This window comes from Psychromonas hadalis ATCC BAA-638 (assembly GCF_000420245.1).
GTDB lineage: Bacteria > Pseudomonadota > Gammaproteobacteria > Enterobacterales > Psychromonadaceae > Psychromonas > Psychromonas hadalis.
The window spans coordinates 20800-29023 of sequence record NZ_ATUO01000029.1; the positions used below are offsets into that span (position 1 = coordinate 20800).

At 38.3% G+C, this 8224-nt stretch carries 6 protein-coding genes and 1 pseudogene; 2 read left to right on the top strand and 5 right to left on the bottom strand.

The window, feature by feature from the left end:
- Position 1 precedes the first annotated feature (1 nt).
- The 4 genes from G322_RS0105580 to trhP all read right to left on the bottom strand — a co-directional run bounded on the left by G322_RS0105580 (position 2) and on the right by trhP (position 4673).
- Positions 2-1621: an ABC transporter substrate-binding protein gene (locus G322_RS0105580; RefSeq protein WP_022940824.1), complete on the bottom strand. Its 1620-nt coding sequence runs from the start codon at positions 1619-1621 to the stop codon at positions 2-4.
- A 70-nt stretch (positions 1622-1691) separates the two neighbouring features.
- A complete protein-coding gene (locus G322_RS20000; RefSeq protein WP_022940825.1) occupies positions 1692-3056 on the bottom strand; it encodes an MATE family efflux transporter in 1365 nt (454 codons plus the stop codon).
- 23 nt (positions 3057-3079) lie between these two features.
- Entirely contained in the window at positions 3080-3328 is a 249-nt protein-coding gene (locus G322_RS0105590; protein WP_022940826.1) for a YfhL family 4Fe-4S dicluster ferredoxin, read from the bottom strand.
- A 1-nt stretch (position 3329) separates the two neighbouring features.
- Positions 3330-4673: a prephenate-dependent tRNA uridine(34) hydroxylase TrhP gene (gene trhP / locus G322_RS0105595; protein WP_022940827.1), complete on the bottom strand. Its 1344-nt coding sequence runs from the start codon at positions 4671-4673 to the stop codon at positions 3330-3332.
- 280 nt (positions 4674-4953) lie between these two features.
- Between trhP and proQ the strand changes: the two genes are divergently transcribed.
- Positions 4954-5577 (top strand): RNA chaperone ProQ, encoded by a 624-nt coding sequence (gene proQ, locus G322_RS0105600; RefSeq protein ID WP_022940828.1) that lies wholly within the window; start codon positions 4954-4956, stop codon positions 5575-5577.
- Positions 5578-5587: 10 nt separating this feature from the next.
- Complete coding sequence (gene prc, locus G322_RS0105605) at positions 5588-7573, top strand: carboxy terminal-processing peptidase (RefSeq protein ID WP_022940829.1); 1986 nt, start codon at positions 5588-5590, stop codon at positions 7571-7573.
- 77 nt (positions 7574-7650) lie between these two features.
- Here the strand turns inward: prc and G322_RS24760 are convergent.
- Positions 7651-8224 (bottom strand): annotated as a pseudogene (locus tag G322_RS24760) (transposase); the annotation flags it as partial.

The following is an 8224-nucleotide window of genomic DNA, read 5'->3' on the forward strand; positions in this document are numbered from 1 at the left end:
ATTAGTGAGCCTTTACCTTGTTAATAGGTAACACCTTTCTAACGGCTTGAAAATCGATACCAGTCAGTGGATCAACCAATAACCCTGAGATGTTTTTATTAAATACATCAAAACGTAATAGATGTGCAATAGGTAAGTAGATACGCTGTGCTTGGATCATCTCTTGTAGCTGATAATAATTTTTTACACGCTGAATAAAATTAGTTTCTAATAATGTTGCATCTAATAAGTTTTGCATGGTTTCATCACACCACTGGCTACTATTTCCCTCAAATGAGTTGGCATTACAACTGAGTAGCGGGCGAAATAGATTATCGGGATCTTTAATATAAGGGCTACTGCCGGTGAGATAGATATCATAATCTCCTGTCAGCAGTGTATTGTGGAGCTCACTCTCTCGTAATAATATTATCTCACTTTTTATACCTATATCTGCCCAGTTTGATTGGATTAACTCTGCTGTTTTGTAAAAATTGGGATTAAAAATTGAATTTTTTATTGGCGCAATAATACGGATATTTTTATTAAAATCAAAATTAATTACTTTTAATTTAGTCATACTCTGCTGCGGTGAAAAAGTGGTTTTTTTTGTGCGTGGATTGTATGCCCAGGAGTGTTTAGGTAACAAATTATTGGTTGCTACCGCGGTTTCAAAAAATACGGCATCAAGAATGGTATCGAGATTAATTGCTTCACTTAGTGCATGGCGTACCTCTTTTTTATCAAAAGGAGAGCTTTTGGTATTAAAAGAGAGCAGTGAGATATTACCTGTGGGTTGACTGCTTAATAGTACGCTCTTATTTTTGCTGATCTGTTTAATTTGGCTAGATGCGGGATTGGTGATGATATCACACTCCCCTGAGAGTAATTTCGCGTAACGCTTGGTGCTGTTTGGGGTGATATCAAAAATCAAATTATTAATGGTAACAGGTGCCTGCCAAGGGAATTTATGTGCCTGATAACGAATGATTTGTTTATTTTTTTGTTTAAATTGATAAGGCCCTGTGCCAATAGGAAAATAGTCAATCTTCTCTGGGTGCCCCGTTTTTAGTAATTGCAACGCATATTCTTGGGAGTGGATCACGCCGTAATGAGCCGCTAAATTTGCCAATAAAGTGGCATCGGGTTTATTGAGTAAAAAAGTGATGGTGTGATCATCTATTTTGATGATGTCTTGCACCAAACTTGAAAATGGATGATTGTAGCGGTAGTTATCCGCTTCACCATTTACAAAGTGAAAAGGGTGTTTTTTAGAGAGCATACGCTTAAAGCTGAAAATTACATCATCTGCATTTAATGGTCGGCTTGGCGTGAAATAATCGGTGTGGTGAAAGTTAATATCTTTACGCAAAAAGAAAGTATAACGGGTTTTATCTTCATTAATGACCCAATGCGTTGCAATGTCGGCAACAAAGCGTTTACTAATAAGCTCTATTTTAACCAAACGGTTATATAGCTGATGTGTTGTCGCATCTAAGCTGGCAATATCATGACTAATTTGCGGGTTAAGTGACGTAGGAGATTTATCTGCACAATAGATCAAACTATCCGTTAAGGTTGACTCTGTTTGATAACAAGCCGTTAAAAGCAGTAGACTGATATATAAAGGTAAAAAACGCATTATCAAATGACTATCCCCGTGGGTTCTGCACTATTAGAACAATATTTTGCTTAACAATTAATGAAGTTGATCAAGAAGTTGACGATTGATCGTTATTTTCTTCTCTGTGTCTATTTTCTACGCTATTCATGACTTTATGAGTTAAAAATAACGCAACAAATCCAAATACAATCGAGCCTAAGGCTTGTCCATATAAGATGCCAGCAGCGCCATAATAAAAAGCACCTACTGTCACAAATGGGATTGTCCCTAGTGTCATTTTTGCCACATTTAACAGGGTGGCATATTTGGCATAACCTAAGTTATTAAGAAATGCCATTGCCACAAAAGTGATACCCGTAAAGATAAAAGTGATAGATATCTGATGGCAAAATAGTCGAATAATTTCAGCCGTTTCATTTTTAGCGTTAAAGAGCTTTATAATCATCTCTTGCCCCAGTGATAATAGCAGGGCAATAACTAAACAATAAGCGGTGATAAATTTTAAAGATTGTATTAATACTTCACGCACTCGGGCAAAGTTAAGTGCACCATGATTTTGCCCGATGATCGGGCCTATTGCGCCTGAAACAGCAAACATCATGCCAAAAGCCACGGGAATAACACGACCAATAATAGCCCACCCTGCAATGTACTCTGTGCCAAATTGAGCGACTTCATAAGTGACATAAATATTACCCAATGGGGTGGCAATTTGCGTTAGCATTGCTGGCAAAGCGATACTACTGATGATTTTTAAATCTAAAGAGAACAGTTTGAAACGCGGTAATGTTATCATTTTATATTTAAACACAACATAAAAAATGCCAACAAAGAGCGCACTAAAACGTGCAAGCACAGAAGCGATTGCGGCACCTTGAAGATCCATGCCTAATACAAAAATAAAAATAGGGTCGAGTAAAGCGTTGACAATACCTGCTACAAGGGTGGCATACATGGCATGCTTTGCATCGCCCAAACTGCGTAATGTTGCACTCATCTGCATTGACAATGCAAGAATAGGCAGAGAGGGGACAATAATGCGTAGGTAAATAATGGCTTCTTTAAGCTCTTCACCTTTTGCGCCCATCGCTTGTAAAAGATGTGGGGCATACACCCAGATAATCGCAGCGATAAGCGTGGTTAATAACAATGCAAAAATGGAAATATGCGCGACGTATTGGCGTGCATTTTCATGTTTGTTTTGACCGATATATTTTGAAACGATAGCGCCATTAGCAGTGGTTAAACCAATGCCAATGGCGGTGGTAAAAAAGATAATGGCACTGGCGTAACCAATGGCAGCCGTATAAGCACTATTTTGCAACAAACTAATAAAGTAGATATCAACCAAGTCCACCATGAAAATCGCACTTAGCCCAATCGCATTAGTGGCGGACATGGTGATCACATGTTTAAAGATTGAACCTTGTAAAAATCTTGCTGGTTGTTGCATATTTCGCCTGCATTAAAGGATCATTAAACGTGTATCTGCGCAAATTTATCTAATAACTGCTCTTCACTTTCAATATGATTCGGATCAACGATAATACAGTTGTTAATGGGGCATACCGCCATACACGTTGGTTTTTCATAATGTCCGACACATTCAGTACAAAGCAGTGGATCAATTTCATATATCTCTGCCCCATAAGTGATCGCTTCATTCGGACATTCCGGATCGCACATATCACAATTGATACAGTTATCTTTGATTAGCAATGCCATACTATTTCTTATGCGGGTTACGTGTGTCCGCACCATTGGTTAAATTACGCATCAATAAAGCGTGGCTTAAGTCGATCTCTTTAGGTACTGGCATATATAAAATATGACCTGAGCCTGGCGCGACATCAACCAATTCACCTTTGCGGTTCTGTAACTGCTCTAAGGTAAAGTTGATGTTACCTTGTGGTGTCATTAGCTCTAGTGTATCGCCCACTAAAAACTTGTTTTTAACCGTCACTTCTGCAAGACCATGCTCATTACGTCCCGTCATTTCACCCACAAATTGTTGCGTATCACTGATAGAATAACCGTAGTCGTAGTTTTGGTATTGATCATGGGTATGGCGGCTTAAAAAACCTTCGGTATAACCACGGTGTGCCAAATTTTCTAATGTGCCCATCAGTTTAGGGTCAAAAGGGCGACCAGCAATCGCATCGTCCATCGCTTTACGATAAACCTGTGCAGTGCGTGCACAGTAATAGAAACTTTTAGTACGTCCTTCAATTTTAAAAGAGTTAACACCAATCTCAAGCAGACGTTCTACATGCTGAATTGCACGTAGGTCTTTTGAGTTCATAATATAGGTGCCATGCTCATCTTCAAAAGCGGGCATATATTCATTAGGGCGGCCTTCCTCTTGTAACAAGAAAATTTTGTCCGTGGGTTGGCCTAATCCTAATGTTGGCTCTGGTTTATGAATCGCAACGATATCACCCATTTCATTCTCTTTTGCTTCATGGGCATCATATTTCCAACGACATGAATTAGTACAGGTACCTTGGTTCGGATCGCGTTTATTGATATAACCTGAAAGCAAACAACGACCCGAGTAAGCCATACACAGTGCGCCATGGACAAACACTTCAATTTCTATATCCGGACAGTGTTGGCGAATATCTTCAATCTCATCCAATGAAAGTTCGCGAGATAAAATCACGCGTTTAATACCTTGCGTTTCCCAAAATTTGACACTTGCCCAGTTCACTGCATTCGCTTGCACGCTAAGGTGAATCGTCATTTCTGGGAAGGCTTCACGTACCATCATGATGAGACCTGGATCCGACATAATAAGTGCGTCAGGTTTTAGCGCAACAACGGGGGTCATATCACGTATAAAGGTTTTTAGCTTAGAGTTATGAGGTTGAATATTACACACCACAAATAACTGTTTTCCCTGCGCATGTGCTTCATCAATACCGATTTTTAATTTTTCTAAATTAAACTCGTTATTACGTACACGTAAAGAGTAACGAGGTTGCCCCGCATAAACAGCATCTGCGCCATAAGCAAAGGCGTAACGCATGTTTTTAAGGGTACCAGCGGGGGAAAGTAGCTCAGGTTTCATATTTTTCTCTTCTGAATTTAAATCAGGACGGTAATGAGGATTATAACGGGAAGCAAAGTTTACGCTTTTTTGAAAAAAACGAAAGTATTGTGATACATATCTACAAGAAATAGCTGAATTGGTAAATTAGAGGCTATTATCACCGCCTCAAGTCGCTAAAAAATCAGGGAAAGTTAAATTAAGTTTCACATTTCCTTATCGCATCACTATAATGTGGCAATATTTCGATTTTTAAAAGTTACTTTTCGTCAGTGTACTGACATTAACATTTAGGTTTTACATGGAAAACACAGAAAAATTTACCAATAACAAACAAATCATCGCTTTTTTAACTGAGCAGTTTCCACTTTGTTTTACAGCGGGAAGCACAGATGCAAAACCGTTAAAAATAGGTTTGTTCCAAGAACTCGCCATCCGTCTAGAAGCAGAGACACGTGTTAGCAAAACGCAACTGCGTGGCGCACTGCGTCAATATACATTAAGTTGGCGTTACCTGCATTGCATTAAGCAAACCAGGAAACGTGTCGATCTTGATGGTGTTGAAGGAGACGAAGTCTCAGAAGAGCATGCAGATCATGCGTTAAAAACATTAAAAGAGAGCAAAGAGAAAGCCTTTGCAAATAAGAAAAAAGCAGAAGGTAACGATAAAGCAAAACGTGCGCCTAAAAAGGTTAATGTCCCCACTCGTAGCAAAAAAACTGCCCCTAAAAAAGAGCCTGTTGAAGACTTAAGCAACTATAAAGCAGCAACTCATTCTGAACTTACTGTTGATCAGACAGTCAAAGTTTTATTAGGTAAAGTGCCTGTTTCAGGTACTGTTATTGAAATCATGAAAGATGATGTTCAAGTTCAGCTTAATTCTGGCATGACAGTGAAAGTTAAAGCCAAGCATTTAATCGTATAAAAGGTATTTTATGAATAAATTTTTTCGCCACTCTCTACTTATTGCCAGTGCGCTCTATGCTGGTTTTGTTTTCTCTACTCCTGCAAGTTTTGATGTCAATGATATTCCACAACTCGCACAACAAGAACAACATGCGAAAGTGGTGAAAAGAGTAAGTGACTTATACAGTCGCTCACATTACAAATTTATTCCACTTGATGATGAATTATCACAAAAAATATTTGAACGTTATATTGAACAACTTGATTATAACAAACAGCTTTTTTTACAAAGTGATATTGATGATTTGAAAGTTCACCAATTTTCCTTTGATGATATCCTTAAATCAGGTCAGGTTGATCCCGCTTACATTATCTATCAGCTGAACTTAACACGTCGTTACGAGCGTTACAGTTACGCATTATCTTTGTTAAAAACAGAGATAAAATTTGATAGCGAAGACAGTTACCAATTTGATAGAAGTGACGCTGAGTTTGTAAAAACAAAAGCAGAGCTTGATAAAATTTGGCAACAGAAAGTAAAGTCTGATGCATTATCTCTAAAATTGACGGGTAAAAAATGGCCTGAGATTAAAGAACAGTTAAGAAAACGCTACAATAGTGCGATTAAACACCTGACACAAACAGAAAGTGAAGATGTTTTTCAAGCCTTTATGAACGCTTATTCACATACTATCGAGCCACATACCAGTTACCTTTCTCCGCGCAATGCTAAACGTTTTAAGATGGAGATGAACCTCTCCCTTGAAGGGATCGGCGCAGTTTTACAACTTGAAGATGATTACACCGTAGTGCGTAGCCTTGTACCAGGCGGGCCTGCTGAGCGATCCAAGCAGATAGCTAAAGATGATAAAATTATCGGTGTTGGTCAAGATGGCGAAAAAATCGTTGACATTATCGGTTGGCGTTTAGATGATATTGTTGATCTGATTAAAGGGCCTAAAGGCACGAAAGTTCAACTACAAATACAGTCTGGAGATAAAAACCGCATCGTGGTGATTGTCCGTGAAAAAATTCACCTTGAAGACAGAGAAGCAAAATCATCGATTGAAGAGATTGATGGTAAAAAAATAGGTGTGATCACCATTCCAAGCTTTTACGTCAAACTCAGTGAAGATATTGATAAAGAACTGAGTAAACTCAAAAAACAAGATGTTGAAGGTATCATTATTGATCTGCGCAATAATGGTGGTGGTTCACTCCCTGAAGCGACATTATCAACAGGATTATTTATAGGAAAAGGGCCTGTTGTACAGATACGTGATAGTCGTAACAAGATTGAAGTACACCGTGATGTTAATGAAACAGTCAGTTACGATGGGCCATTAACGGTATTGGTTAATCGTTACAGTGCATCAGCTTCTGAAATATTTGCTGCCGCGTTACAAGATTATGGCCGTGCCATTATTATTGGTGAACAAACCTTTGGTAAAGGTACGGTACAACAACATCGCCGTATCTCTCGTTTTTACGATGATGATGCAGAAATGATTGGCTCGGTACAATATACCATCGCGAAGTTTTACCGCATTGATGGTGGCAGTACGCAGCATAAAGGGGTCATTCCTGATATCCTTTTCCCAACCGCGATTGATCACCAAGATACCGGTGAAAGCTTAGAGAAAAATGCACTGCCTTGGGATAATATCAAATCTGCAGTTTATAAAGAGTTGGCTGATTTGCAAAGTGAGATTAGTAAACTCAGTGAAATTCATGAAAAACGCATAAAAGGTGAAGTAGAATTTAGCTACCTTGATGTCGATATTAAAGAGTATCGTGCTGAAAAAGATGAAACCAGCATCACTCTCGTTGAAAGTGAGCGTATTAAAAAACGTGAACAGAAAGAGCAACGTAGTTTATTACGCAATAACGAGCGTTTAAAACGTGCAGGTTTACCCGAGGTTAAATCAATTGATGATCTACCGGATGATTTTGAACCCATTGATGCATTCTTAATTGAAGCTGTTGCAATCACATTGGATTATTCAAAAATGTAATTTTCTAGCTCCTTAAAAATATCGACAAATGTGTCGGTATTTTTTTCCTTTAATATCATTCTGCTTAATAACTGATGTTACGCAGTTGAGGCTTGCTCTAGGTGCAAAGCCTCAATTGCTGCTTTTTGTGCTTTGATATAAAGTTTCATTTTCAAACCGAATGTCGTTAGCTCTTTTTTTATACTCAAGCACTCTAACTTTACTGTGGCTAACAATGACATAAAAATAGGGTTGCTTTGCGTCTTGATTGTTTTGGTCGGTGATTTTGCTAATGCAGTCTTGGATTTTATATTTTTATGGAAAACCTCACTTTCCACCGTTTTTGATAGATCGTTTCTATGGCGTCTTTATCTAGCTCTGCATCATTACTAATCAAATAGTATACCCTTCACTGCCATCTTTGTTTTTAAAGGTTTGTCGATGTAAAACAACGAGAATATCCATTGCTTTTACCCAACCGTAAATTGGAGTGTCTGACCAATCTAATGAATCAATGCGTTGAAAGCGCCCTTGTAATTTATCTTCTTTGCTAAGCGCTATTAAGCGATTGCTTTTTAGTGCCAATAAAAAATATTTTATCATGGATAAATTTCATATTACCGATGGATGAAAACCCACTGTCAGCCAATACATAACGCCATTTTAACTTAT

What these genes read in the sequence shown, in the direction of transcription:
- prc (WP_022940829.1), top strand. Translation starts at nt 5,588, where the DNA reads ATGAATAAATTTTTTCGCCACTCTCTACTTATTGCCAGTGCGCTCTAT.
- G322_RS0105580 (WP_022940824.1), bottom strand. Translation starts at nt 1,621, where the DNA reads ATGCGTTTTTTACCTTTATATATCAGTCTACTGCTTTTAACGGCTTGT.
- proQ (WP_022940828.1), top strand. Translation starts at nt 4,954, where the DNA reads ATGGAAAACACAGAAAAATTTACCAATAACAAACAAATCATCGCTTTT.
- trhP (WP_022940827.1), bottom strand. Translation starts at nt 4,673, where the DNA reads ATGAAACCTGAGCTACTTTCCCCCGCTGGTACCCTTAAAAACATGCGT.
- G322_RS20000 (WP_022940825.1), bottom strand. Translation starts at nt 3,056, where the DNA reads ATGCAACAACCAGCAAGATTTTTACAAGGTTCAATCTTTAAACATGTG.
- G322_RS0105590 (WP_022940826.1), bottom strand. Translation starts at nt 3,328, where the DNA reads ATGGCATTGCTAATCAAAGATAACTGTATCAATTGTGATATGTGCGAT.